Source organism: Sporosarcina pasadenensis (assembly GCF_047228845.1).
In the GTDB taxonomy this organism is placed as follows: domain Bacteria; phylum Bacillota; class Bacilli; order Bacillales_A; family Planococcaceae; genus Sporosarcina.
Map to the genome: position 1 here is coordinate 113,191 of NZ_JBFEGM010000009.1, position 24,298 is coordinate 137,488.

General features: G+C 45.4%; 23 protein-coding genes and 1 other annotated feature. Of the genes, 12 read left to right on the forward strand and 11 right to left on the reverse strand.

Annotation, left to right across the window (positions count from 1 at the left end):
• Positions 1-141: 141 nt before the first annotated feature.
• The 5 genes from AB1K89_RS13390 to AB1K89_RS13410 all read left to right on the forward strand — a co-directional run bounded on the left by AB1K89_RS13390 (position 142) and on the right by AB1K89_RS13410 (position 3,912).
• The gene (locus AB1K89_RS13390; RefSeq protein WP_252501724.1) at positions 142-495 is read left to right on the forward strand and encodes a lmo0954 family membrane protein; all 354 of its coding nucleotides are present in this window, start codon (positions 142-144) and stop codon (positions 493-495) included.
• A gap of 13 nt (positions 496-508) precedes the next feature.
• A complete protein-coding gene (locus AB1K89_RS13395; RefSeq protein WP_413055219.1) occupies positions 509-1,147 on the forward strand; it encodes a PspA/IM30 family protein in 639 nt (212 codons plus the stop codon).
• 413 nt (positions 1,148-1,560) lie between these two features.
• Positions 1,561-2,262 carry a cell wall-active antibiotics response protein LiaF gene (gene liaF / locus AB1K89_RS13400; protein WP_413055220.1) on the forward strand — a complete coding sequence of 234 codons (702 nt, stop codon included), beginning with the start codon at positions 1,561-1,563 and terminating at the stop codon, positions 2,260-2,262.
• Positions 2,259-3,305, forward strand: coding sequence for a sensor histidine kinase (locus AB1K89_RS13405; RefSeq protein WP_413055221.1), 1,047 nt, complete (start codon positions 2,259-2,261; stop codon positions 3,303-3,305). Before liaF ends, AB1K89_RS13405 begins: the two co-directional genes overlap by 4 nt.
• Positions 3,280-3,912: a response regulator transcription factor gene (locus AB1K89_RS13410; RefSeq protein WP_413055222.1), complete on the forward strand. Its 633-nt coding sequence runs from the start codon at positions 3,280-3,282 to the stop codon at positions 3,910-3,912. The genes AB1K89_RS13405 and AB1K89_RS13410 overlap by 26 nt, the downstream gene beginning before the upstream one ends.
• Before the next feature lie 259 nt (positions 3,913-4,171).
• On the opposite strand, the gene AB1K89_RS13415 is transcribed toward AB1K89_RS13410, so the two are convergent.
• A complete protein-coding gene (locus AB1K89_RS13415) occupies positions 4,172-5,989 on the reverse strand; it encodes a mechanosensitive ion channel (protein WP_413055223.1) in 1,818 nt (605 codons plus the stop codon).
• Positions 5,990-6,091: 102 nt separating this feature from the next.
• Here AB1K89_RS13415 and AB1K89_RS13420 point away from each other — a divergent pair, with 102 nt between their 5' ends.
• A complete protein-coding gene (locus AB1K89_RS13420; RefSeq protein WP_413055224.1) occupies positions 6,092-6,283 on the forward strand; it encodes a hypothetical protein in 192 nt (63 codons plus the stop codon).
• A 123-nt stretch (positions 6,284-6,406) separates the two neighbouring features.
• Here AB1K89_RS13420 and AB1K89_RS13425 read toward each other — a convergent pair whose 3' ends face one another.
• On the reverse strand, positions 6,407-9,493 hold the full coding sequence (locus AB1K89_RS13425; protein WP_413055225.1) for an efflux RND transporter permease subunit: 3,087 nt from the start codon (positions 9,491-9,493) through the stop codon (positions 6,407-6,409).
• A gap of 98 nt (positions 9,494-9,591) precedes the next feature.
• Between AB1K89_RS13425 and AB1K89_RS13430 the strand changes: the two genes are divergently transcribed.
• Positions 9,592-10,428, forward strand: coding sequence for a TetR/AcrR family transcriptional regulator (locus AB1K89_RS13430; RefSeq protein ID WP_413055226.1), 837 nt, complete (start codon positions 9,592-9,594; stop codon positions 10,426-10,428).
• A gap of 58 nt (positions 10,429-10,486) precedes the next feature.
• Here the strand turns inward: AB1K89_RS13430 and AB1K89_RS13435 are convergent, their stop codons facing one another.
• Positions 10,487-10,951 carry a DinB family protein gene (locus AB1K89_RS13435; RefSeq protein WP_413055227.1) on the reverse strand — a complete coding sequence of 155 codons (465 nt, stop codon included), beginning with the start codon at positions 10,949-10,951 and terminating at the stop codon, positions 10,487-10,489.
• A gap of 80 nt (positions 10,952-11,031) precedes the next feature.
• Positions 11,032-11,367, reverse strand: a complete 336-nt coding sequence (locus AB1K89_RS13440; protein ID WP_413055228.1) for a hypothetical protein — start codon at positions 11,365-11,367, stop codon at positions 11,032-11,034.
• Positions 11,368-11,547: 180 nt separating this feature from the next.
• On the opposite strand from AB1K89_RS13440, the gene AB1K89_RS13445 reads away from it, so the two are divergent.
• Positions 11,548-12,198, forward strand: coding sequence for a CPBP family intramembrane glutamic endopeptidase (locus AB1K89_RS13445; RefSeq protein WP_413055229.1), 651 nt, complete (start codon positions 11,548-11,550; stop codon positions 12,196-12,198).
• Here the strand turns inward: AB1K89_RS13445 and AB1K89_RS13450 are convergent.
• Complete coding sequence (locus AB1K89_RS13450) at positions 12,167-13,201, reverse strand: potassium channel family protein (protein WP_413055230.1); 1,035 nt, start codon at positions 13,199-13,201, stop codon at positions 12,167-12,169. The two genes, AB1K89_RS13445 and AB1K89_RS13450, sit on opposite strands and share 32 nt — an antisense overlap.
• A 133-nt stretch (positions 13,202-13,334) precedes the next feature.
• Between AB1K89_RS13450 and AB1K89_RS13455 the strand changes: the two genes are divergently transcribed.
• Complete coding sequence (locus tag AB1K89_RS13455) at positions 13,335-14,165, forward strand: hypothetical protein (RefSeq protein ID WP_413055231.1); 831 nt, start codon at positions 13,335-13,337, stop codon at positions 14,163-14,165.
• A 424-nt stretch (positions 14,166-14,589) separates the two neighbouring features.
• On the opposite strand, the gene AB1K89_RS13460 is transcribed toward AB1K89_RS13455, so the two are convergent.
• The 6 genes from AB1K89_RS13460 to AB1K89_RS13485 all read right to left on the reverse strand — a co-directional run bounded on the left by AB1K89_RS13460 (position 14,590) and on the right by AB1K89_RS13485 (position 21,202).
• Positions 14,590-16,797 carry a sensor histidine kinase gene (locus tag AB1K89_RS13460; protein WP_413055232.1) on the reverse strand — a complete coding sequence of 736 codons (2,208 nt, stop codon included), beginning with the start codon at positions 16,795-16,797 and terminating at the stop codon, positions 14,590-14,592.
• Positions 16,797-16,979 (reverse strand): hypothetical protein, encoded by a 183-nt coding sequence (locus tag AB1K89_RS13465; RefSeq protein WP_413055233.1) that lies wholly within the window; start codon positions 16,977-16,979, stop codon positions 16,797-16,799. The genes AB1K89_RS13460 and AB1K89_RS13465 overlap by 1 nt, the downstream gene beginning before the upstream one ends.
• Positions 16,957-17,646: a response regulator transcription factor gene (locus AB1K89_RS13470; protein WP_413055234.1), complete on the reverse strand. Its 690-nt coding sequence runs from the start codon at positions 17,644-17,646 to the stop codon at positions 16,957-16,959. Before AB1K89_RS13470 ends, AB1K89_RS13465 begins: the two co-directional genes overlap by 23 nt.
• Before the next feature lie 242 nt (positions 17,647-17,888).
• Positions 17,889-19,151: a hypothetical protein gene (locus tag AB1K89_RS13475; RefSeq protein WP_413055235.1), complete on the reverse strand. Its 1,263-nt coding sequence runs from the start codon at positions 19,149-19,151 to the stop codon at positions 17,889-17,891.
• Positions 19,152-19,208: 57 nt separating this feature from the next.
• Positions 19,209-20,321: an ABC transporter permease subunit gene (locus AB1K89_RS13480; RefSeq protein ID WP_413055236.1), complete on the reverse strand. Its 1,113-nt coding sequence runs from the start codon at positions 20,319-20,321 to the stop codon at positions 19,209-19,211.
• Positions 20,318-21,202, reverse strand: a complete 885-nt coding sequence (locus AB1K89_RS13485) for an ATP-binding cassette domain-containing protein (RefSeq protein WP_413055237.1) — start codon at positions 21,200-21,202, stop codon at positions 20,318-20,320. Before AB1K89_RS13485 ends, AB1K89_RS13480 begins: the two co-directional genes overlap by 4 nt.
• A 216-nt stretch (positions 21,203-21,418) precedes the next feature.
• Here AB1K89_RS13485 and AB1K89_RS13490 point away from each other — a divergent pair, with 216 nt between their 5' ends.
• The 3 genes from AB1K89_RS13490 (at position 21,419) to metG (ending at position 24,186) form a co-directional block, all read left to right on the forward strand.
• A complete protein-coding gene (locus AB1K89_RS13490) occupies positions 21,419-21,931 on the forward strand; it encodes a hypothetical protein (RefSeq protein ID WP_413055238.1) in 513 nt (170 codons plus the stop codon).
• A 61-nt stretch (positions 21,932-21,992) separates the two neighbouring features.
• Positions 21,993-22,172 carry a hypothetical protein gene (locus tag AB1K89_RS13495; protein WP_413055239.1) on the forward strand — a complete coding sequence of 60 codons (180 nt, stop codon included), beginning with the start codon at positions 21,993-21,995 and terminating at the stop codon, positions 22,170-22,172.
• A gap of 53 nt (positions 22,173-22,225) precedes the next feature.
• Positions 22,226-22,486, forward strand: a binding site (T-box leader).
• 53 nt (positions 22,487-22,539) lie between these two features.
• Positions 22,540-24,186, forward strand: coding sequence for a methionine--tRNA ligase (gene metG, locus AB1K89_RS13500; protein ID WP_413055240.1), 1,647 nt, complete (start codon positions 22,540-22,542; stop codon positions 24,184-24,186).
• Positions 24,187-24,298: the final 112 nt, after the last annotated feature.

Below are 24,298 nucleotides of genomic sequence, written 5' to 3' on the forward strand. Positions count from 1 at the left end.
CGTTCCCAATATCTAGAGCATTTTTGAGTGTACCTAGCTCAGAATCGGTCTCAAGTCGTAGAGTGAAATCCGCATTGCGGCCGTTTGGAGGAGTCGCGGGAAATTGTAAGATGTAGATACAACGAAAGGAGGAACAACAATATGAAAAAATTTGGTCTAGCGATTCTCGGCATAGTGGCGGCAATCGTTGTTCTCGCAAACTTAGGGTCGATTTTGGCGCTTGCCATCTCCGGTGCAATCGCTTTTGCAGGGTTCCACTATTACAGGAAGAGTGATTCGACATTCCTTAAGCTGTTCTGGGGGATCGTTTTACTCATCGGATTGGTGACAGCCGTTTCAAACGTGCCGGCATTCATCGGCATCATCGCATTACTCGGTGTCTACTATGTATGGCGCAAATGGAATGAACGTACAAACGACAATGTAATTGACGCGAAGTATTCGGACGATCCGTTCGTCAACTTCGAACGTCAATGGGATGAAATTACAAAATAAGGAGGAAACTAAGATGAACACGTTATGGAACAGATTGAAATACACGGTGCAAGCAGACTTGCATTCGGCGCTTGATAAGAAGGAAGCGAAAAATCCAATTGCAATGTTGAATCAATATATAAAGGAAGCGGAAAAGCAAACTGAATCGGTCGGCAAGCTTTTGGAGCGTCAAGGGAAGTTGAAGCTGGAGCTTGAGAAGGAGTTCACAGAAGCAGAAACGATGCTCGTAAAACGCCGCCGTCAATTAGAGCTCGCCCAGTCGACAGGTGAAGAGGATTTGGTCGCGTTCGCTCAAGATGAGATTCAAGCTTATGAGACGCGTGCAAACGAGTTGGCGACAAGCATTACACAATCAGAGCAGGAAATGATTGCGCTGGAACGTAAATTCGAGGAAATGAAGCATAAAGTGAAAGACATGAAAGTCCGCCAGTTGCAATTGATGGGGAAAGAAAACGTCACACGGGCCCATCGCCGCATGGACCAATTCATCTCACCTGAAAACGGCGACAAGCACGTTTCAAGCGTCGAGGAAATGAATGCGTATATCGAAAATCTCGGCGGCAAGATCAATCGCGAGTACGAAGTGTCATCGATGGAACGTCGATTGGAATTGCTTGAAAAAAATTCCGCAACTAAGACGGAAATTGTGTAAGATAGAAGTGCGAAGAGTGGCGATTAGCTGCGACTCGGAGACGGACAATAGAAGTGCGTAGGACGCTTGCGAGAATTTATGATCACTTGCAAAGATTTATGATCACTTGCAGCGGTATATGATCACTCGCAACGATATATGATCATTTGGAACGTTTTATGATCATTTGGAACGTTTTATGATCATTTGGAACGTTTTATGATCACTTGTAGCGATTTATGATCACTTGCAACGATATATGATCACTTGCAACGATATATGATCACTTGCGACGTTTTATGATCACTCGCAGCGATTTATGATCACTTGCAACGATTTATGATCACTCGCAACGATATATGATCACTTGCAAAACAAAAACAGGGAAGGTTCGCCTTCCCTCTTCCATCTGACATCAAGAAGGGGGCATTGCAATGAAACAAATGGATACGAATAAGATGACGTTTTGGGTTGTGGCATTTCTTGCGCTCTTTTTCATCGAGGCCACTTTCCTATCGAATGGCAATATCATCTTCCTCCTCCTTGGTGCCGGATTTACGTATTTCGGTTTCAAGAGACGTTCGAAATGGATGGCCTTATTAGGGCTCTTCTTCATTATCATGGCATTGATGACGTTGTGGAGCTTGCGCATGCTGTTGCTCGCCTTGTTCATTTATGTTTTATTCCACTTGTGGAAAGGAATTCCGGCGGAGCAGATGATGCGCCCGCTGAAAGAGTTCCAAAAGGAGACGCCGAACGGCATTTGGAAAAATAAATGGTTTTCCGTACAGTCCTCCCCCTTCTCTTCTTATGAATGGGAAGATGTGCAGATTCAAGGCTTTTTCGGAGATATCCATGTTGATGTGACTGACACAGTTCTTCCAAAAGGGACGTCTTTCATTGCCATACGACAAGGATTTGGGCGGATTAAAGTCGACCTGCCTTACGAAATTCCAGTCCGCATTCACTACAATACATTATTTGGTGAAGCGAAAATTCTCGACATCAGTCCAAAGCGGATGATTAATGAGACGCTTCATTATAAGGACGGCTATGACGCGGACATTGGGGACCGGGCAGAGCTGATCATCTCCCTTTCTACGTGGATCGGGGATATCGAGGTGGTGCGGAAATGAAGAACTTTTTTGGTCGCAGCCTCTTTTTATCGTTCATTTTCATCGGAATTGCGGCACTGTACTTTTACACGCTCGTTGATATTCCGTTGAATGAAAGCTGGCTTTTCTTTTATGAAATCCAATATGCGAACGTACCGTTAGGCGCCTGGATCCTCATCACGTGCATTGCGCTCGGTTCGGGCATTGCAGGATGGATGGGCGGCATCGGTCGTTCCAAAGTGAAGTCGATTGAACAGCAACTGACAGGGTTGATTCAACATGACGAGGTTGTGAAGATCTCAAAATCATTTTCCCCGAAGATTGATAGAACACTTGAAGACGTATCCAACATTTTGACAACACAGCGGAAAAGCTTGCAGCGGATTACGGATGAACGCGCAGAGGCGCAAGATAAATTGATACAGGAACGGATTGTTCAGGAACGGCAACGTCTCGCCCGGGAGCTGCATGATTCCGTTTCCCAACAGCTATTTGCCGCTTCGATGCTTATGTCAGCCATCAATGAGCAGCAGCACGAACCGGCGACGCAAAAACCACTTTTGCAAGTAGAGCGGATGGTGCAGCAGGCGCAGCTCGAAATGCGGGCTTTGCTTCTTCATTTACGTCCAGCCGCGTTGAATGACAAGTCACTCGCGGAAGGACTTGAAGAGCTGTTAGTCGAATTGAAAGAGAAGGTTTCGTTCGATATTCGCTATCGCTTGGAGGAAGTGTCTTTGTCAAAAGGCGCGGAGGACCATCTATTCCGGATTGCGCAAGAAACGTTGTCAAACACGTTGCGTCATGCGCAAGCGACCGAGGTCGATGTCCTTTTCGTCGAACGTGACGGACTCGCCATTTTCCGCGTGCAGGATAACGGGGTCGGTTTCGAGGAGTCGGATGGCAAAGGCGGATCGTATGGACTGCAAAACGTGAAGGAACGGGCGATTGAAATCGGCGGCACATGCAAAATCGTTTCGGTTCCATCACAAGGCACGATTGTGGAAGTGAAATTGCCGACTAAAAAGGGGGATGAACCGGATGATTCGGATTCTATTGGCGGATGATCATGAAATGGTGCGCATCGGCGTGTCCGCTTATTTGCAGACGCAGCCTGATATGGAGGTCATCGACGAAGCGGTCAACGGGAAGGAAGCTGTAGAAAAAGCGCTCGCATTGCGCCCTGATATCATTTTGATGGATATGGTCATGCCGGAAATGAACGGCGCGGAGGCGACTGCCGAGATTATCAAGCAATGGCCGGAAGCGAAAATCGTCATCGTCACAAGCTTCCTCGATGACGACAAAGTGTACCCGGCACTCGAAGCCGGCGCCATTAGCTACATATTGAAAACTTCAAATGCCAAACGGATTGCGGAAGCTATACGCGAAACGTTGAAGGGCCAAACTGTGTTGGAGCCTGAGGTGACGTCGAAAATGATGCAGAAAATGCGGTCCGGCAACGGGCACAGGCTTCATGATGAGCTGACGGAGCGGGAATTGGAGATCCTCCTTTTATTGGCGAAGGGGAAAACGAACCAGGAGATCGCCGATGACTTGTTCATTGCGTTGAAGACGGTGAAAACGCATGTCAGCAATCTGTTGTCGAAGCTCGAAGTGCAGGACCGGACGCAGGCTGTCATTTATGCGTTTAAAAATGATCTCGTTGAATGAAGAATGGCCTCGTGCTCCGAAATGGGCATGCGGCTTTTTGGTGTAAACGAGAACTTGGTGCGCAGGAATGAGAAATTGCCGGCTAAGAACGAGAACTCTTTGTACAGAAACGAGAACTTTACATCGAACAACGAGAACTCCTTGCCTAGGAACGATAACTTCTACGGAAAAACGAGAACTCGCGCAACATTACCCCTCCTTCATACAATAAAAAAACTGCCCCACCACCGGATTTCCGATGGATGGGGCAGTTCTACGTTTATTTATTTCCGCGGTTCGGATCGAATGGATAGTCTTCGCCCGGATCCGTCGTATTGTAGCCGTCTTTGTTCGTTTGGTTGTACCTAGACGGATCATTTTCATCGAAAGCCTCTGTCATATTCGAATCTGCCGGGTCGGATAGTGGCAGCTCATCCGATGGCAAGTTGCCTGTTCGCGGTTCATAGTCCCGACCAGTTGGATATTCTCCGCTTTTTCCAACAGGAGGCATATGATTTTCATTTGCCGTCTGATCCACGGCCTGTTGAGCTTTATTCACGGATTGCTTCGCCTCACGCTTCATCTCGCTCTTCTCCTGCTCCCACTTCTCTTTGGAAACATCCGCATTTTGCAAGCTGCTTTCCATTTTCGTCAAATAGCGTGAAGCATGTTCACGTCCACCTAAACCAAAGGCAAGTCCGAACGCCAATGCGACGCCTCCGAGAATGAGGATGAATGCCGCATTAATGATTGCCGGCGCAATGCCGAGCTGGCTCAATGCCATGAAGAACGCGAAGGCGAGAATCGCATATTTCGCTACGTAGCGCAATACGTGAGGAGCACCAGATTGTGTCGTCATGATGCTTCCGACAAATTTCTCAGCAAGGTTCGCGAGCCAGAAGCCGATTGCCAAAATAACAACAGCCGCAACGACCATCGGCAAGTATGCGAAGATACCCGTTGCGAGCGTCACCATGAAGTTCAAGTTGAGTATTTGAAGCGCTTCAACGACGAACAGTAGAATGACAACAATTTGTACTATCGCGCCAATAATTTGAGAAAACGTTGGCATCGTTGCGCTCGAACGCACACCGATCTTTCCGGAAATTGAATTGATGCCGAGATTATCCAAGAGGGATACGACAATCCCCCTGAGCCATTTCGCCAAGTAGATTCCGACTAAAACGAGGACAATGGCAACCGCGATCTTCGGAAGCATCGTCATAATGTCATTCAACATGGCGATAGCCGGTTGTGAAATCCCTTCAAGATCCAATACTTCCAAAGCAGAAATTGTTACCGGTAGCATGATCAGAACAAAAACGATCGTGCCGATAATTCCTGAGATGCTTGTCCCTTTTGCGTTCGAAGATGATTTCAGCTTATGTGCAAACCGATCGATACCAACCGATTCAAGCAACTTCGTCACGATCGTACGGACGATTTTCGCGATAACCCAACCAACTGCAAAAATCAATGCCGCTCCGACAAGTTTCGGAATAAAGTTCATGAAGCTTTCCAACATACCTTCGAACGGCCCGCTAATGCCGCTCAAGCCAAGTGCGTGAAGGACGGCCGGAACAAATAGCAGCAAGACGACATAGAACGCAATGTTTGCAGCCGTCTCGACCCATTTCGACTTGTCGATTTCATCGGGGGAACCCCCTACTTTCGCAACGAACTTGTTGAGCTTCATCTTACCGCCGACTGCCAAAATGACCTTCTTGACAATCAATGCAAGAACCCAAGCGAGAAGCAAGATGAGCGACGCTTTCAAGATGCTGAGAACCGCCCCGCCGATTCCCGAATACATCGTCATGAACGGCGTTGCAATCATCGATGCATTCATAATGTTAAAGAAGAGAAGGAATGCTAATAGTAGGATACCGAAGAAGAAGACTTTGCTGATGATCTTTTCCACATTCCATTTTCCTTCTTTTACATCTAACCTTTCATTGACCCTCGATTTCCTCAAACGTTTGTGTACCGCATTTTCCACTGCTTTGGCAATGAAAAACCCGATTAGCAAGATGACTAATCCGAGAATCAATTCGGGCAGCCAGCTTAGCATATTGGCAAAATACATATCTCTGAACATTCCGTGTCCTCCATTCAGTTAGGTAGTCTCTTAAGGACTATTCCTATAAACGTGGAGGGTTAAACCTATTAATCTATTGGGTTGGACGCGGGATGCGTATCTTTGGGAGCGAGGGCTGTCGCTTTGAGCGCGGAGAGCCACACTTTGAGCGCGGGAGCCACCGCTTTAAGCGCGAGAGCCACCGCTTTGAGCGCGGGAGCCGACGCTTTGGGCGCGGAGAGCCTCACTTTGAGCGCGGGAGCCGTCGCTTTGAGCGCGAAGAGCCTCACTTTGAGCGCGGGAGCCACACTTTGAGCGCGGAGAGCCACACTTTGAGCGCGGGAGCCTTCTCATTGGACCCGGGCGAGTTATCCGTTCGCGATTCCACAAAAAAACAGAAGAAGGAACAAGTTTCTGCTCCTTCTTCTGCTCTACCTATTAATCCTCTTCCAAATCCAAACGGTTTTTCTTGAACATTTTCGACAAGATTTCGTACACGATCGGCACGACGATCAGCGTCAACAATGTGGAACTGATCAAACCGCCGATAACCGTGATGCCGAGACCTTTCGAAATTAATCCGCTGCCTGCTCCATTACCGAGCGCCAATGGAATGAGGGCGCCGATTGTAGCGATCGCAGTCATGAGGATCGGGCGTAAACGTGTTGCGCCCGCTTCGAGTACTGCTTCGCGCATTTTCAAACCGGTCCGTTCCATCCGGATGATGCGGTCGACGAGTACGATCGCGTTCGTGACGACGATACCGATCAACATCAATAGACCCATCATGACCGGAACGGAGATTGTTTCGCCTGCGATAAGCAAGCCGACGAACGAACCGATGACTGCAAATGGCAGCGAAAAGAGAATCGCAAACGGTGCAACGCCTTCACGGAACGTCACAACAAGGATGAAGTAAACAATCGCAATCGCTGCAAGCATCGCAATTCCGAGCTGCGTAAATGCTTCTTCCATATCGGCTGCGACACCAGCCGTATCGACCGCCACACCTTTTGGCAGTTTCAATTCGGCAATCGCCGTATCGACTTCGGAAGTTGCTTTCGAAATGTCCGCGTCAACAAGCTTACCGGAAACCGAAGCATAATATTGTCCTTTGCTTCGGGACAGCGTATTGAATGTAGATCCTTCTTCAACTTTCACGAGATCTGAAAGTTTCATTGTCGTTCCTAGCGCAGTCGGAATTTCCTGTTCCAGCATTTCATCGATCGATGTCGGCTGTTCAGTTGCCTTCTGCTTCACGACAACTTCCAATTCATTGCGATCCTTACCGATCGTCGTGACGACTTCCTGCGTCCTCGACGGGTTCAGCATCATGATGATCTGTCCAGTCGTCAACCCATACTGTAGCAACTCATCCTGCGTCGCTTTCAATGTGTACTGAACGTATGCATCCTCGGCACTTGAAGAGACATCCTCAATGCCTTTGTTTGCACCCATGACTTTTTCAACCTGTTGGACAGCTTCCTTCAGGCTGCTTAAATCTTCACTATATAGCGTGTAACTAATTTCATTTGTGGACATCCCCATGGAACTGAAATCTTGGCTCTTCCATTCTCCGGATTGGCCGATGTTGAATACATAGTCTTCAACTTCTGCACGGGCTCCTTGGAAGTCTTCCATGTCCTTGTCAAAGATGAGATACATAAGCGCGCCATTCGAGCCGCCGCCCATCATCGCGGTCATCGGGTCGGCGCTGTCCATAATGGATAATTGAACAATGTCAATATCATCGCGCTTCAGCATTTCCTTCTCGACAACTTCGACGTTCGCCAACGTTTCATCCGGAAGCTCACCCGTCGCCGGCGTGTACGTAATGTACATCACCTTTTCTTCATCACTACCTAAGAAACTGAAGCCTATTAACGGCATAAGCGCCAAGCTGCCTGCCAATAATACGACAGAAATGATCGATGTTATGATCTTATGATTCAATGACCAACTTAAAACGCCTTTGTACCGATTCGCCATTTTACCGGCTTCTTTATGCTGGCTTTCCGACTTTTCCCCATACAGTTTTTTCTTGAATAAAAAATGGGATAATGCCGGCACGATCGTAATCGCGACGAGCAATGAAGCGCCAAGCGCAAACGACATCGTCAACGCGAACGGCAAAAATAGCTCCCCTACCATGCCGCCTACAAAGATGAGCGGCGCGAATACCGCAACTGTGACGAGCGTCGACGACATGATCGGCTTGAACATCTCAATCGTCGCTTCACGAATCAATGCGCGACCCGATAGTTTTTCAGTTTTCAAATGCAACCGCCGGTATATATTTTCCACGACGACGATGGAGTCGTCGATGACGCGGCCGATAGCAACAGTAATTGCACCGAGCGTCATAATATTGAGCGTTATATCCATCCAATGAAGAATCATGAGCGCCATGAAAATGGACACTGGAATTGAAACGATCGAAATGATTGTCGATTTGAAATCACGCAAGAAGAGCAGAATGATCAATACGGCAATCAAACCACCGAAAAGCGCCTTTTCAACCATCGTCGAAACGGATGTCTCAATCGGCTCTCCTTGGTCGAGTGAGACATCAACGACTAAGCCGTTGATTGCTTTTTCTTCATCTTTCATTAACTTCTTCACGTCATTAACGACGTCGACCGTGTTGGCACGCTGTCCTTTAATGATTTGGATGGCAATCGCATTTTCACCGTTCGTACGGGAAACGGACTGTACTTTGCCGACTTTTTCGATCGTTGCAATATCGCCAAGCTTAACGAACGGCGATGGATTCGCTTCTGACGGCGTCACAGGAATGAGCATGCCTTTCAGCTCATCAATCGTCATGAACTTGCCGTCGACAGCTACTGCTTGCTCGCCTTCCTCAAACTCAAACAGACCTAGTGAAACTTCCATATTGCTCGCTTGAATCATTTGCTTAACAGAATCGACCTGCAATCCAAGCTTAGCCATTTTTTCCTCGTCGTACGTCAGCTCGACTTCCTCGATATGCTGACCCGAAATGGTCGCGGAAGCAACCCCGTCGATTTTATCGATTTTCGGCAGCAAAATATCTTCAACAGTGGAAGTCAGATCAACGATATCCTCGGTTGTACTGCTCACGCTTAGCGCTACAACAGGCATCATATTCATGCTAATTGCTGTAATGACCGGTTCCTGCGCGCCTTCCGGTAAGGATAAAGAATCCATTGCGGACGCCAATTCTCGCTTCGCTTCGTCCATATCAATACCGTAATCATATTCAACTTGAATGCTAGACATATTGGAATAGGAATTGGAGTAGACCGATTTCACGTGATCTAAGTTCTCTACCGCCCTCTCGATAGGTATCGAGACTTCCTCCATCACCTGCTCCGGAGTTGCACCGGGATAGACGCCCATCACCATTAAGTACGGAATCGAAATATCCGGCAGCGTCTCCGTTTTCATCTGCGTTGCCGAATAAACCCCTGACACTGTTATAATAATGGTGAGCAACCATACTGCTAATTTATTCTTTAGAACAAAATTGACTAACCCTTTCACCCTTACACCTTCCCCTACATTGACAGTTTTGACTCAGATATTTATACTAATGACTATGCGGTCAATTGTCAAGAAATAACAAGGAGAGATTTGAATATATGACCAAAAAACAACTAATTATGGATAAGGCTTTGGAGCTCTTTGCAAAGCAAGGATTTGAAGCTACGTCTGTCCAACAAATAACGGACCATTGCGGCATATCCAAAGGGGCTTTCTATTTATCGTTCAAGTCGAAGGACGAACTGATTGTCGCGTTGATCGATCACTTCATGAGACAGTTCACCGCAGACATTGACTACGTGGTCAATCATGAGAAGAATGACGCGGATTTATTATATAATTTCTATTACACAACATTTCAATCGTTCAATAAACACTCTGATTTTGCCAAGATCCTAATGAAGGAACCGACACAATCGTTCAATGAAGAACTATTCACGAAGCTCCATAATTACAACAAATCTCTTGAAAAAGTGATTTTATTAATGATTGAACGACTATATGGCAAACAAGCCAATGACTTAAAATATGATTTAGCGTTTTGCATTAAAGGCTTCATGAACACCTATTCCGAGTTATTCTTGCTGTATAAATTACCGATTGACTTGGATTTGCTCGCGCAGTCCCTCGTCGAAAAGACGAATCTGCTTGCTGAAAACATGACAATCTCCTTTATTTCCGATGACTTGATCCAGATGATTGATCAGCCTTTGAATGAAGAGCGCACATTGGATCAGATTGTTGAGATCGTGGAAAAGAATATTGAAGATATGGAGGATTCAATCGAAAAAGAGTCGTTGATCTTGTTGAAGCAAGAATTGTTGAAGCCGTCGATGCATCCCGCGATTGTAAAGGGTTTATTGGAGAATATCCGCCAACACCCGCATTGCAAATGGGTCGCTTTTTTACTGCGGAGACATTTTGAAATGAAGTAAACAAAAAAACGCTTTGTCAGCTGTCCAAGCTTTCAGAGCGTTTTTATCTATATTTTCCTTACTCTCCAATTGCCCGATTCAATCCATGGATGACCCCAGCATGCAGTCCTTCGTGCCAAACAGCGAATTGTATAACCGCGTCGACTGTCCCCATCGTTAGCATATCGCCAATTTTAAGCGGTTCAGGCAAAGTTTGGTCGAGATTGCCTTCTAAAGCTTCAACGACGCGAGGCATCTGGTCCTCCAGAGCAGCAATCAATTCTTCATTCGAAGGAACTTGACCTTCCCAATTTACAGGGCTCGTTCCCCTAGCAAAGAGTGCTTGCCATTCTTGGTGTTGCGGCTTATAAGTCGGCAAAACCGTCGACGTGAAACTTTCCAATGTGCAATAAATATGCCCGACATTCCAACGGATCGTATTATTGAAACCCATCGGCTGCTTATCCCATGCATCTTCCTTCGCCTGTGATAAACGCCCCATCGTATACATCCTTGCAAATTTCAACTGTTCAATTGTGGCCATTTCCAATTCCCCTTTTTCTTCATCATACTATAAAAGGGATTGGAAAAGGAAAAGCGGACATCCGCATTACGGAGTCCACTTTATGTTAGATCTATCGGTTTGTCGTTTCTCTTTTGGCTGTTCCATTTTTCACGGGTCACGCTGTTGAATTCCCGATTCTCATTTGACTGCAACTTCACAGGCGAATCATTATCTATCACTTGGAATTCATTGGCCTTCGGCTTATTTTCACTATAAGCGGATGGATCTTCCATACCCGTTTTGTCTTGCGCGTTTTTGCGGAATTCATGTGTCCAGTTCGAGTCGGCAGGGTCCGCTAAAGGCAGTTCATACGTAGGTCCTACCCCTTTTCCCGGATGCAGGATTTTCGGCTCCAAGTCCTTTTTATTCGGATATTTACCATCAACGATCGTCATATGGATTCCTCCTTGTTCTCTCATCAAACACGGAAATCCCGCGCGTGGCGAGAGATAGTTCTTATCTATACCCTACGATAATTAGCCATAAACCTCTTTTTTCAAAATAATTGGAACATCAACCTATTAAATTCGTCAAAGTTACATAGAAATTGACGAAGAAAATTGCGGGGTGATTATATGCAGAAGTGGTTTGGGACTTTCTTTCCTATTCTGAGCATTTTACTGTTGTTATGGATTGAACAAAGTGTCGGTGTGTCATATGGAGTCAAAACAGTCGCGAAGGTCATCCTATTTCTTGCAATCCCTTTGTTGCTATTCCGTGCAACGAAGTTTCCTTTTCTTCGGTTCAGGAAAGCTGATCGAAAAAGCATTCGGCTTGCCTTCATTTTAGGAATTTCAATAATGGCGCTCATCATTGGAGCCTTCCTTTTATTGCAACAGGTCATCGACATCGCTTCCTTGCGGGACGACTTGCTGCAATCCGGCATCACGCCTGCCGTCTTCCCGTTCATCGCGCTTTACATTTTGATTGGAAACTCGATTGTCGAGGAATTCTTTTTTCGCGGACTGCTGCCTAACATCTTTGACGAATCAAGAATACGGTTCATCTACCCGCCATTCTTTTTCGCCGTATACCATATCGCCATCTTCTTGCCATGGTTTACATTGCCGATTTTATTGCTAGCTGTTGGAGGGCTTTGGGCAGGCGGGCTGATCTTTCAGCTTGTGAATGAAAAATGCCGTACCATCCTGCCATCCTGGATCATCCATATGTTTGCGGATCTCGGTATATTACTTATCGGGGTGTATGTCCTTTATTTTTATTAACACGGAAATGCTCGATTTTTTTCGGATTTCCAATGACAATCAGCGTATCTCCCTGCTGGAATTTCTCACTCAGATCCGGATTACTGAACAATTCTTCATTTCGTAAAATCGCGACGAGGGTGATTTCATAGTGTTTCTGCAAGTTCGCGTCCTCGATCGTCATGCCGATAAACGGTTCCGTATCTTCCAGAGCTACTTCCCCTACCATGAACTCTTTTTCCTCCGAACGGATTAGGTCATTTATGAAGTCGGTGCCGTTCGGTTTTATGACAGACATCGCCAACTCCCTTCCTCCGATGACGGAAGGGTTGATGACGCTAGTGGCACCGGCTTTTTCCAATATATCTTCCGAGTCATCCCGTTCCGCCCGAGCGGCGATGACAATGTCCTCGTTGATGCTTTTTGCAGTCAAAGTGATGAAAACATTATCGGCGTCATTTGAAAGTGCAGTGATAAGAGCTCGCGCTTGATCTACACGGGCTTTCATCAAGACGGCTTTGTCGGTCGGATCGCCGATGATTCGGAGTGTACCAGGTTCAACGAATTCCATTAGATCGCTTTCATTGTCATGAATGAATAAGATCTGAACACCTTCCTCCTTCAGCTGCTTATATACTTGCTTTCCGACGCGCCCGAAACCGCAGACGATTATATGGTCGTTTAAATTGGATATTTGCTTTTCCATCCTTCTCACCCACACCCTATTCGATAATTGCTGCTCGATGAAATAGGAAGCCCCGATTCCGAGTGCATATGTCACGACTCCCGCTCCTAACGGTACAAGTAAGAGTGCAAACCACCGGCCTTCCTCGGTCGTCGGGTAAATGTCCCCATAACCGATCGTCATAACTGAAATGATCGTCATCCATAATGCATTAAATGGCGATAAATGCTCGAAATACATAAATCCGGACGTTGCAACGACGAGCAGAAGCGCCGTTGTTCCGACCAAGAAAATGACCCGCTTATATCGCCTATCCAAATCCATCCATCGGCTATACAAAACGGCCACCTCCGAGCAAAAGTTTTTCTATCTGTATTCCTTTGGTTGGTCGGTTGTAAACCTTTGTTGCCGAGGATTATAGCGGGTATTAATTTTCCGAATAGTAATTTTTATTAATTGTGTTAGGATGAAAATGGGAAGTGAAGCGGAGAATGGTCCAGTCTCGGTTAAAAATCATTTAGGGGTGATTAGCATACGACATTCATCAATTAAAAATGCACTTGTCTTTATGGTTATCCTTATCTTTCTGACTAGTTGTAACAAAGAGATTGTCCGTGATGACATTGGAGTCACAGACATGGGTATTTATAAAAATGACGCCGGCACTTCATACTTTTGGATTACCATCGACCCTAATCAGCCAATTACGATTAACAACTCGGAATTAGATCCGAGTTATGGGATTAAAGCTCAGGCAATTGAATATAATCTCGATTATACAGAGGAGAGTTTTGAGAGAAGTGAAAGAATCGAGTTCCCAATTGATTTAAAGGAAAATGAACGCGTTAGAATTCTTTTTGTTTCTGATAAAACGTCCATTGATGTAACGACTGTTGAAATAGTTTATCTTGAAGTGAATGGTAAAACGTTTGAATACGAAACAGGTTTTAATGAAGAAAACAATACATCCGCACAGGAAAGTAAATTGGAAGACACCCGAAAAAAGTCGATGGAGCCGAAAGCTGACAGGACAGTTCTGGAAGAAGTAGAGTCACAAGCGAATGATTTCCTGAAAAAAGACAAAGAGATTTCAGCGTTTACGATTGATAGTATCGAATATAGTCATGAGAATCAGGACTTAGATAAAGTGTACATTCTTTATTATTCAATGAAACCTTCCAATCCCGAAAGTTTCATACTGACAGGCGGTGGGGTTATGGGAGATGACGGGTGGGTAAAGGAGCGCGTCTATTACATTATTGCTAAAGATAGTGGTGAGCTTCTTTTTAGCACAAGTCCTTAACAAATGGTTCCCAGCTAATTAGATCAGATTCCAGGACTCTTCTAGGAGGTGTTTGATGGAGGATTTAATCATAAAAGAAGGACATTCCGTCGGTTTATTCTACGAAGAAGATCTTGAAGCAGAATGATTCAAAGAGCTAATTCCCGAGAATCAAGAAGATGAAAAGCGGTTTCTGTTCTTTGAAACAATCACTTTCCATAACAAAGAAAAAGTGTTTCACTATCGTCCGGAAACTGAAACAAATATAGAACAGAGTCTCACTCAGCCAACGAATGAATATTGGTTGAAAGAGCCAGATCCAGACCGGTTGCGAGAACTTGCTATTAAATTCGGATTGGAAACACCTAAAAATCTGAAATAATGCATGACGATAAGTAGAAAAACCGCATGCCTGCCAATTTTCTCGGCATTGCATGCGGATTGTTTATTTTGTCGACACGGATACTGTTACTTTGAACAAATCGCCGTCCAGGTCAATTTTCATGATTCCACCGTGCATATCGACAATCGATTGTGCAATGGCTAACCCAAGACCCGAGCCATCGGTATTACGCGATGTGTCTGCACGCTTGAAACGTTCGAACAGTTCATCGACATTTTCACCAAGCTCATATTTCGTAATGTTTTTCACGACGAATTCTGCAGACTCCCCTGCTTTTTGCAGCGTTACGTACACGCGAGTGCCAGGCAATGAGTATTTGATTGCATTGACGATCAGGTTATCAAGTACGCGCCACCATCTTTGGCCGTCTACGTAGGCAATTAGCATATCTTCAGGGAATGTCGTCCGGAAATCGAGCCCCGATTCGGCGATTTCTTCGGCATGCTCTGCAAGCGCCTGCTGGAGCAACTGCGTCAAATCGACACGCTGTTTGTGTAGTTCCAAATTGCCGCTTGCCATTTTCGACACTTCGAACAAGTCCTCGATGAGCGTCTTCAGCCGTTGCGATTTTTTATCCAATATATCGACATATTTCGCCCGTTCTTCAGGTGTAATCGTCTCATCCTTTAATAGGTCGGTGTACGTGATGATCGATGTCAACGGCGTCCGTAGGTCATGACTCACATTCGTAATCAATTCCGTTTTCAACCGCTCGCTCTTCGCCTGCTCGGTCATGGAAACCCGCACGCCTTCCCGAAGATTGTTGAGGTTTTTCGCGTGATCCGCAAGCGGTGAACGGCCTTCCACTTTTATATCTTCATTTAAACGTCCTGCTGCCATCTGTTCCGTCGCAACGATGATCCGGTTCAAGTACGCGGAACGCCGGACGAAAATATAAAGGGCTGGGAGGCCAAGGAAAAGGACGCAAAAAACGTAGATGATGAATAAGGACCCATTCATAAGGCCGACTAAGAATCCGATTCCCGCTAGGAAAAATCCGATAAGTAGGATGAACGACTGAACGCCAATCGACTTTTTCAAGAACATTTCACGCCATGCCCTTAAGAATTGAAGTGTGAAACTGTTTTTTACATCCTTTGCAAATACTCCTTCCTGCTTCCATCGCTCCACGCCATTCACAAGCTGGAATGCAAGCAATGCAGTCATGGCGACGCCACCTATAAAGAAGGTGCCAAACCAAATAACCCATCTTTCCAGTCGTTGGTGCGTAAGGACGTTCAACAGATTGTGGGACTCGCCATTGATGTATTCTAATAAAATCAGCGCTGACATAAAAAATGCCGCTGCCTTTACATCAATTTTCACTTCAGAATACCAATCTGCAATCGGTGTTCCTGTTACCCATTCCTTCTGAAACTTCATGACAGTTAATAAGGAGATGAGCGCCAGCAAGCCAAGGACCCAAAAAGTATACATGCCATATTTGCCTCTGTTGAAATCCTTGTATTGGGCATATAAAGCACCGCCTTTCTCAAAGGCCACCTTCGGAACGATGACAACGCCTTCAAAAGATTGCACGGGATTTGCCATGGCAGTTATTTCTTCATCGGACACATGAGCATCTTCGTAGTAATTAATATAAGGCGTTGTCCATCCTGAATAGCGTCCCGGTAATGAGCTTGCCTTTAAGTATTCACTATTTGCATTGAAGCTCTTTTTATATACAGCAGGCTTCGAAATATCACCATGAGAAAACGTCTCGCCAGTTTCTACATTCTTTAATTCATAGGCGACATGTAATGAATAGGATTTGGTTTTATTTTCATTCAAATAATTCTCTAAAACCTTTTCTTTCTTTTTACGGATTTTCGCCTCTACATGTCCATTTCCCTCAAAATTCTTTCGGATATCCTCCAATTTAATATCCCGTTCTTCAATCAATGTCTCCATTATTAAGTCATTACTAGCATCCTTTGCATCGGCAATTCTTTGTGCGTATTGATCATGGATATTGGCGAGCTGATCTGCCAGTGTGCCATAGCGAGTCCGATGCTCTTCAATTTCGCTCTCGGATACTGTAATTTTCTTCTTTGCCTCTTCTATGTTGATCGGGTTTAGCACGGAAGGACCGATCACATCATAAAATTCGTTTATCCGCCACTTCATATCATCCGAATCGGAAAAGCCCTTTCCAATCAGCCCCGTACCCTGCCTTGCAAATGAAAGACTGGCGAGCAGCACAATCGTAACTAGCGCAGCCCATAGTAATAAGAGAAATTTATTTTTCATCATGCCGCGCCTCCTCTAATAATGCGTGAAAAATAGGCGATGGCACGTGTTGATCGTTCCCATCCGCTTTCAATCATATCGATGATGTGGGGTGAGCAAAGGACGATGCTAACTACCGCAATTCCAATAGCGATGACTGATAACATGAGTGAACCCCACTCACTTCTCGATTTTGTATCCAATGCCCCACACCACCTTTACATATCTCGGATTTTTCGGGTCCGCTTCGATCTTCTCGCGAATTTTGCGGATATGGACCGCCACAATATTTTCCGCATTATACGCTTCTTCATTCCACACACGCTCGTAAATCTCATTTATCGAAAACACACGCCCCGCGTTTTTCATGAGCAATTCAGTAATCTTATATTCAATCGGCGTCAGCTTCACCGGTTTCCCATCGACCGATAACTCTTTTGCATCTTCATCGAGCGCCAACCCGTCAATCTCAATCTTTTTCTGGCCGTCATATGTGCCAAACTGTACATACCTTCGCAACTGTGACTTAACACGCGCCATCAGCTCAAGCGGGTGGAACGGCTTTGTCACATAATCATCTGCGCCGACCGACAATCCATGAATCTTGTCCGAATCCTCCGCCTTTGCACTGAGCATGATGATCGGAATGTTTTGCGCCTCGCGGATTTTGAACGTCGCTGTAATCCCGTCCATATTCGGCATCATAATATCGAGGATGAGCAGATGGACTTCATTCGTTTGAATCAAATCAAGCGCCTCTTTCCCATCCGCCGCTTTTAAGACGTCATATCCTTCATTTTTTAAATAAATCTCGATCCCATCGCGGATCTCCTTATCATCATCCGCCATGAGCACTGTGAACTTCGCCATCATCCGCACCTCACTTTCCTCTATGATACCAATTGTAGTGGTTAAATCTTAACATTCGATGAGGGGAATTATGAAGAAATTCTTAAGATGGGTGGTTGATATGCTTCAGATTTATGCCTGGTAAATGGTTGAGTGGGGATAACGGTCGTGTAAGTGGATAAAGCTCCTCCGAGTGGTGATAAACTCCCCCACGCAAAAAAAGCCGCCCATCGGCCTTATCCGATGAGCAGCACATTCAATCCTTACCGTGCAAATCGATATTGCACAACCGACACAACAGCAATCGCCATCCAAACGACTACACTCGCCACCCCCAACGCAATCAATCCATTCGAGAAGGAGAATGCAAAGTTTTTCGCCATAACAGCAAGTTCATTTGTCACGACTTTCGGAACGGCGAAGTATTGGAATGGCTGGTAAGGCGCCCAAGGGGACGCAACCGATTGCTCGGACATTTTCACTCCAGCGAATAAAATGATGAGCATCAGCCCGACGGCAATCGCCGTTTTTCTTACGACAAGCGAAAATAAAAAGAGCAATGAATAACAGAAAACAAGCACCAAGAAGAAGAGAGCTCCCGACTTCAAGATGAAAGTGCTCATCTCCATAAAAGTGAAGCCGTTCGCCTCACCATAAATGAGCACGGGGTAATTTAACTCTCCGAATCTGTCAAACACCGTTCCAAGCAGCAAAGCTAGGCCGCTGAATAATGCGAGCAACAGAAGAGTCCCGCCCAAAACCATGATGAATTTGCTAATGATGACTTGATACCAACGGATCGGTTGGGTCCGAAGCAGATGGACCGGCCCGTTTGCCCCAAGCCCTTCCCTCGTCACGACATCACCGAACAGGAAGATGAATATTCCTGCACCGAATACACTAAACAGAAGGGTCAACAGACGATTCGCATAATGGACTCCTTCTGACGAATATTTCGTGCTCATTTTTTTTATAAACTTGTCCCAACCATCCTCGCCAAAATACTGATCATATACCGTCAGATCCGAAAACATTGTCAACGGCAAAAGAGGGCGAATCTCCCTTTCCCGCAGCAATTTCAACTGTTCATAGCTCGTTTGTTCCGTGAATAATGTGCGCCACTCCCTTGACCAAAAATCCCCCTCAGCAAGCCTTGGCAGAAAGAATCGTGCCCTATGCTCGATTTCCATATCCAGCATCCGGTTGTAATCTTCCGCTCGATATGCCTCTACTTCTTTGCTATACATCGGCAACCAGAAATCCTCCAAGTCACTTTTCCGATTTTTATATTCCCTGCTTTCCTTGTCAAACTTACCGGAAGCTACCGAAGCCTCCAATTCCTCCAATTCACTTTGGACCCTGAAAAGACTATCTTCAGATTCAGTCAGCAAATCCTCCACCCGGGTTGTATTCATATAGACATATGCATAATAGGCGATGATGAAAATAGTGAAAGCCAACAAGATCACTTTGAAAAACATGGATTTGAACGCCTTTATCGCCTCAAACTGAATAAGCCGCAACATCTTTTCCCCTCCAAACCTGTTCTGTCTCTGCCCCTTGCCTTCCAAGTAGAACCTCCCTCAATTGACCCGGCTCGTTTCAATCTTCTTCCTCGCAATGAAAAATAAAACGACGGTCACTAGCAAAATGACCGGGATTCCTTGGTACCAATCGGCTCCATTCCTCACTAGCAGGCGCTCTTCCGGCAGCAAGTATTGAAATGGGTTCAGCCAGAAGAAGAATGGCCATTTAATGAAAGCGGACAATCCATAGCCCGCTACCAACGTCGCGAGCAAGGCGAAAATGGTAGATAACGTATGCTTGAACAGCAGGCTATAAACCAAAAGAAGGGCGACGACCATAATTGCCGTTACACTGATTACCGTCAATCCTTGCGTTATATACTGCACAATCGTAATAAAATCGATTTCCCCATTCCTTTCAATCATGATTGGATACTTGTACTTCCCTTTAAATCCGAACAGCCCGACGAGCACTGTTGCCGTCAGTAAAACAATAACCGTCAGGAAATAGACAAGGATCGAACTGAAAAACTTGCCCGTTATGATAGTCCCTTTTTCGACCGGCTGCGTGTACAAGAAATTGATGGAGTGGGTTTCAAACTCGCTAGTCATGATTTCCCCTATTAGAATAATGAGAATGATGATCGCCCCGAAGTTCATAAATAGATCTACGACAAGCTTCAAGAAATTCGGCAAGGCGATGCCATATGTCGCATGACGAGGTTTAATATTTTCGGTGAGGTGCTTATGATTTAGTGCAAGCATTTTATTGATTTCCCCAACCGGTAGATCATACTCTCCCCCCTCCTCCTTGAAATGAAGCGTTTCCTCTAAAAAAGCATTTTCTATCGGTAATTTGTTTTTCCATTTTTCCATGCTAATGGCCCGGATTTCGTACAATTTCGTCAGCATGGAAGAGTTAATCAGCTTCAACTTGTTCATCTCTTTGTCTTCCGGGTTGTTTTCCAAGGCAGCCGTATACATCCTGTTCAAACTTTGCGATTTTTGAATGAGTGTACCGATCCGTTCATTTTCCTCTTTTTCAATATACGGCTGGAACGTCACATTCCGAATGAAAAGAAGTGCGACACCCAAGAAGATGAACAAGTATACATACAGCAGTTTCTTGCTGAAGATGACCTTCCGCAGCTCAAAAGCAAACTGCATCATACTGTTGCCCTCTCTTCAAACAGCTCCCGATATCGTTTTTCCGCTCCAGCTTTATGATTATCGATATGTTGGATGTCAATTCCATTTCCGTACAATAGACCGATGATTTTTTGCAACGGGACATCCGTTTCCTTGAAGCCCAATTGACCTTCCTCATTCATCGTAAATGGTAGTCCGGCTTCTTCTAAAACCTCTTTCGCCTTCACCAGATTGCTGACAGTCAGCTCGTAATGGATGACGGTTATCTCTTCCAGCGACTCCTTCAATAAAGCCCCGTCCTTCATGAAGTAGATCGTATTCGTCAACCGGTCGATTTCATCGAGATTATGAGACGAGATGATTATCGTCGTCCCTTCCCTATACAATTCCAATAAAATAGTCCGCATATTGATGGCGCTTGTCGGGTCAAGGCCATTCAACGGCTCGTCCATGAGCAGCAGCTTCGGTTTGTTGAGAATGACCATTGCAAGCAATAAATGTTGTTTCATTCCAAGCGAGAAATTGCGGACACGCCTTTTTAAATAACTTGTCATCCCTACCCTTTCAGCAACTTCTTGGATGCGGGACACCGGCAGTTTTTGCACACGGCAAATGAATTTCAAATGATCGTATGCCGTCAAATTCCCGTAAAGGATCCGGTTGTCCTGCAAATAGGAAATTTCATAGAAGAGGGACGGATCCTTGTTTGATTTCCCAAGAACCTCGACACTTCCTTCGTTGAACGACAATAGATTTGTCATGCAGTTCAACAGCGTCGTCTTCCCCGAACCATTCGGTCCAACAAGCGCTATGATCTGCGGTTCCTCAATCTTAATATCAATCCCCTTCAACACCCAATCCTTCTTATACCGTTTTTTTAAACCGTCCACTTGCACAATCATTCCCCCACGCCCTTTCCTTTTCGACACACGTACATTTTTTTACAAATTACCCCTTCTTTCTTACTACTACATAAACCAAGGAAACCCTTTATTTATCTAAATAATTCATATTGTTTATGAATTGTATGAATGATAGACTGTGGATAGAAATGGATAATGACACGGTAAAAACGTGCAAAGGGGAGGATTGCAATAAAGAAATGGTTGTTATTATATGTGTTGCTAATAGGGTTATTGTTGGTCGGCTGTGTGGATGATGAAAAAGACGAGGAAGAAATAGCAGCTCCTTTGCCTCAAACGACCGAGTTGGAGAATGCAGAGGAGACTGTAATCACTTTGAAACCTAAAATTAATGTTACCTATGACAGAGACAGTATTCAGGCATTCTACGACAAGCACTGCTGGGAAACGGCAGAGAAAAAATGCTCACTGGAACCAACGCCTGCGCAGGAGATTTTGGAACATGTACGCGCTAATCAAGTGAAGCCCGGGGAAGAAATCAACTTCAGACTTTTTGCTGCTGATGAATGGGCGAAGTTTCCGCAGCCTGATGCATATGAAGTGCTCATCCATAAAGACGGCGAAATAACGGTCGCGGAAGTGGAGAACAAAGTATTAATTGTGCCCACGGCTGAAGGAAGGTATTTCATGTCTGTCAAAGCGATATGGAGTGGCGATGTGAAAGGCGAAGCGGTTTATGCGTTTTTATTGTCGGTGAAAGAGGAATAAGCAAAATGAATAATCATCTCCCAGTTGTCCATGCTTCCCATATACCGGGAGGTGATTGACTATGGCAAAAGAGAAGAAAATTAAAAAAGACAACACGCTGGATCGCGAGGAATTTGGTTACGGTTATGACATCAGTCCCGATGATTTGGGTGTGATCGGGAAAAATGACAACGTGAAAAATAAAAACAACAAAACGACAGAAGATCGCAACGATCAAAAGCGTCCGCCTACGAATTGGTAAACACTATTGATTCTTCTGAATCAAACGACTATAATTATTTCAATTACATCTTACAAAAGGCAATGAGAGGGAAAAGTAGAAAGAGGATGTCGCCTAGAGAGCTTCTGATGGTGGAAATGAAGCGGACCAATCTTTTGAACATGATCCTTGAGCCGCGCACTGAACGTCTTCGGACTAGTAGGATGCGCCGAGGGTTGGCGCTTGTTATCCACGTCAAAGTATAACGCTTTTTTTGGCGCGTACTTTTGGAGGCAATCAGCGTAAGCTGGTTGTGAAGTAAGGTGGTACCACGGGAGATAGACCCCGTCCTTATCGATTTTTATCGATAGGGGCGGGGTTTTTTATTTTATTCAGAGGAGGAAGGTACATGAGTATTTTTATCGGAGGGGCTTGGCCGTATGCGAATGGGTCGCTACATCTTGGGCATATTGCAGCGCTATTGCCGGGTGATATTTTGGCGAGGTATTATCGGTTAAAAGGTGAGAAGGTTCTTTATGCTTCAGGTAGTGATTGCAACGGGACCCCTATTTCGATCCGGGCGAATGCCGAAGGAATATCGGTTAAGGAAATTGCGGACCGTTATCACACGGAATTCATCGTTTGTTTTTCTAGATTAGGATTCTCGTATGACATATACACGCGGACAGATGGAAGGTTTCATCATCAAGTTGTCCGCAATGTATTTTTAACGTTATTGGACCGCGGATTAATTTTCAAAAAGGAAGTGGAACAGACGTATTGCGAGTTTGACGAGCGTTTTCTTCCGGATCGATTCGTCGAGGGCATTTGTCCGCATTGCGGAAGCCGGGCGCGAGGCGATCAATGTGACAGTTGCGGCTCGATTTTAGATCCGCTTGATTTGTCGGATCGTACGTGCAAGCTTTGCGGGAATGAACCGACCGTGCGGAAAACGGAGCATTTTTATTTCAAATTAAGTGCTTTCCAAAATGAACTTGAAAAATATGTCGGGAGCGCAAAGGCGGAAGGCAGATGGCGTGAAAACGCGATTCACCAATCCGAACGTTATTTACGGGAAGGACTTCGTGACCGAGCGGCTTCAAGGGATTTGGCGAACGGCGTCGGAATACCTGTAAGAGGTTATGAGGATAAGAAAGTGTATGTATGGATTGAGGCGGTGACGGGCTATTATTCCGCGAGCCAGGAATGGGCTGCTTTGAACCGTGTCGATTTCGAGGAGTATTGGAATGAAGATACGATTTCCTATTACGTGCACGGCAAAGACAATATCCCTTTCCATACGATCATTTGGCCCGCCATCCTTAAGGGGATCGGCAAGGAAGACGCATTGCCGACTCATGTCATTTCCAATGAATATTTGACATTGGAAAAGCGAAAATTGTCGACGAGCCAAAACTGGGCGGTTTGGGTGCCGGATATTTTGGAACGCTATCATCCGGATTCAGTGCGTTATTTTTTAACGGCGAACGCTCCGGAAAGCAGGGACGCCGATTTCTCATGGCGCGAGTTCATTTATAGCCATAACTCAGAGCTGTTAGGCGCTTACGGGAATTTCGTTAACCGGACGTTGAAGTTTGTCGAGAAATCGTATGATGGGGTTGTGCCGGATGCCGAGGTTAATGGGGATATTAAAAAGACTGTTGTGGACCTTTACCGTATTGTCGGCGACAAAATCGAAAACGGCCATTCCAAAGAAGCAATCGAAACGATTTTTGATTTTATCCGCCGGGCTAATAAATACTTTGATGACGAAAAGCCTTGGATTCAGATTAGAGAGGATGAAGCAGCGTGTGGGCGGACAATGGCGACGTGTGTCTACGTCATTGCAAATTTGGCGCAGCTCCTCTCCCCTTTCCTGCCGTTTTCGAGTGAGGACGTGGGGAGGATGTTAGGAGTGAGGAAATTTGAATGGAGAGAAGTTCAATTTAGCGGTAGAGCTTTGGTTGACGTCAAACCGCTGTTCGAACGGATTGATGTCGGGCAGATTGACGTGGAATTGGAACGGTTGAAGGAGCAATCTGTTAAGGTGAAATAAATTATGGCCTTCTCTTGTGAGAGGGCTTTTTCTTTTGAAAGTGGAGGGAAATTGTAGTGAGTCGGTGATAAATTTATTTCCACTTGTACACTAGGGAAAATTACCTTCCAAC

What these genes read in the sequence shown, in the direction of transcription:
- AB1K89_RS13390 (WP_252501724.1), top strand. Translation starts at nt 142, where the DNA reads ATGAAAAAATTTGGTCTAGCGATTCTCGGCATAGTGGCGGCAATCGTT.
- AB1K89_RS13395 (WP_413055219.1), top strand. Translation starts at nt 509, where the DNA reads ATGAACACGTTATGGAACAGATTGAAATACACGGTGCAAGCAGACTTG.
- liaF (WP_413055220.1), top strand. Translation starts at nt 1,561, where the DNA reads ATGAAACAAATGGATACGAATAAGATGACGTTTTGGGTTGTGGCATTT.
- AB1K89_RS13405 (WP_413055221.1), top strand. Translation starts at nt 2,259, where the DNA reads ATGAAGAACTTTTTTGGTCGCAGCCTCTTTTTATCGTTCATTTTCATC.
- AB1K89_RS13410 (WP_413055222.1), top strand. Translation starts at nt 3,280, where the DNA reads ATGATTCGGATTCTATTGGCGGATGATCATGAAATGGTGCGCATCGGC.
- AB1K89_RS13415 (WP_413055223.1), bottom strand. Translation starts at nt 5,989, where the DNA reads ATGTTCAGAGATATGTATTTTGCCAATATGCTAAGCTGGCTGCCCGAA.
- AB1K89_RS13430 (WP_413055226.1), top strand. Translation starts at nt 9,592, where the DNA reads ATGACCAAAAAACAACTAATTATGGATAAGGCTTTGGAGCTCTTTGCA.
- AB1K89_RS13435 (WP_413055227.1), bottom strand. Translation starts at nt 10,951, where the DNA reads ATGGCCACAATTGAACAGTTGAAATTTGCAAGGATGTATACGATGGGG.
- AB1K89_RS13440 (WP_413055228.1), bottom strand. Translation starts at nt 11,367, where the DNA reads ATGACGATCGTTGATGGTAAATATCCGAATAAAAAGGACTTGGAGCCG.
- AB1K89_RS13445 (WP_413055229.1), top strand. Translation starts at nt 11,548, where the DNA reads ATGCAGAAGTGGTTTGGGACTTTCTTTCCTATTCTGAGCATTTTACTG.
- AB1K89_RS13455 (WP_413055231.1), top strand. Translation starts at nt 13,335, where the DNA reads ATGGGAAGTGAAGCGGAGAATGGTCCAGTCTCGGTTAAAAATCATTTA.
- AB1K89_RS13460 (WP_413055232.1), bottom strand. Translation starts at nt 16,797, where the DNA reads ATGAAAAATAAATTTCTCTTATTACTATGGGCTGCGCTAGTTACGATT.
- AB1K89_RS13470 (WP_413055234.1), bottom strand. Translation starts at nt 17,646, where the DNA reads ATGGCGAAGTTCACAGTGCTCATGGCGGATGATGATAAGGAGATCCGC.
- AB1K89_RS13475 (WP_413055235.1), bottom strand. Translation starts at nt 19,151, where the DNA reads ATGTTGCGGCTTATTCAGTTTGAGGCGATAAAGGCGTTCAAATCCATG.
- AB1K89_RS13480 (WP_413055236.1), bottom strand. Translation starts at nt 20,321, where the DNA reads ATGATGCAGTTTGCTTTTGAGCTGCGGAAGGTCATCTTCAGCAAGAAA.
- AB1K89_RS13485 (WP_413055237.1), bottom strand. Translation starts at nt 21,202, where the DNA reads ATGATTGTGCAAGTGGACGGTTTAAAAAAACGGTATAAGAAGGATTGG.
- AB1K89_RS13495 (WP_413055239.1), top strand. Translation starts at nt 21,993, where the DNA reads ATGGCAAAAGAGAAGAAAATTAAAAAAGACAACACGCTGGATCGCGAG.
- metG (WP_413055240.1), top strand. Translation starts at nt 22,540, where the DNA reads ATGAGTATTTTTATCGGAGGGGCTTGGCCGTATGCGAATGGGTCGCTA.